Annotated in this window: 1 protein-coding gene; it reads left to right on the forward strand. The window is 65.4% G+C overall.

Features of this window, described 5'->3' with window-relative positions:
• The first annotated feature begins 48 nt into the window (after window positions 1–48).
• Window positions 49–1,140 carry an IS630 family transposase gene (locus FPZ41_RS46645; protein ID WP_322621605.1) on the forward strand — a complete coding sequence of 364 codons (1,092 nt, stop codon included), beginning with the start codon at window positions 49–51 and terminating at the stop codon, window positions 1,138–1,140.

The following is a 1,140-nucleotide window of genomic DNA, read 5'->3' on the forward strand; positions in this document are numbered from 1 at the left end:
CCTAGTCTTCTGAGTCGGGAATTCTGTTCAGATGTATAGGGTTACGGGGTGGCGCGTACTGGGCGGCCGAAGGCCGAGTTGATTCTGTCGGATGAGGAACGGGCTGCGCTGGAGGGCTGGGTTCGGCGCCGTTCCACGCCCCAGGCGTGGGCTTTGCGGTGCCGGATCATCCTGGCGTGCGCCACTGGGGCGTCGAACAAGGACGTGGCCGCCCAGCTCGGTTCGACACCCCACGCGGTGGGCCGCTGGCGCTCCCGGTTCGTCGAGCACCGGATCGCCGGCCTGGGTGACATGCCGCGTTCGGGCGGGCCGCGGACGGTCGCCGACGAACAGGTCGCCGCCGTGGTGAAGAAGACGCTGGAAGCCACGCCGAAGAACGCCACGCACTGGTCGACGAGGGCGATGGCCAAAGAGATGGGCCTGTCGCAGTCGACCGTGTCGCGGATCTGGCGGGCGTTCGGCCTGCAGCCGCACCGTTCCGAGACGTTCAAGCTGTCGACGGACCCGTACTTCGTCGACAAGGTCCACGACGTGGTCGGCCTGTATCTGGATCCGCCCGAGCGCGCTTTGGTCTTTTGCGTGGACGAGAAGTCGCAGATCCAGGCCCTGGACCGCTCACAGCCGGTGCTGCCCATGATGCCCGGGGTCCCGCAGCGGGTCACCCACGACTACGTGCGAGCGGGCACCACCACGCTGTTCGCCGCCCTGGAGGTGGCCACCGGCAAGGTGATCGGCTCCCTGCACCGCCGCCACCGGGCCGAGGAGTTCAAGAAGTTCCTGATCAAACTCGACCAGGAGATCCCGGCAAGTCTGGATGTCCATCTGGTGCTGGACAACTACGCCACGCACAAGACGCCGGCCATCAAGACCTGGCTGGTTGCCCACCCCCGCTTCCACCTGCACTTCACACCCACCGGCTCGTCATGGCTCAACCTGGTCGAGCGGTGGTTCGCCGAGCTGACCAACAAGCAGATACGACGAGGCGTCCACAAGAGCGTCCAGGCGCTGGAGAAAGACATCCGCACCTGGATCGCCGCATGGAACACCGACCCCAAGCCCTACGTCTGGACGAAGACCGCGGACGAGATCCTCGAACGCCTCGCCAGTTATCTGAACAGAATTCCTGACTCAGAAGACTAG

The sequence above is a fragment of the Streptomyces acidicola genome (assembly GCF_009377235.1).
In the GTDB taxonomy this organism is placed as follows: Bacteria; Actinomycetota; Actinomycetes; order Streptomycetales; family Streptomycetaceae; genus Streptomyces; species Streptomyces acidicola.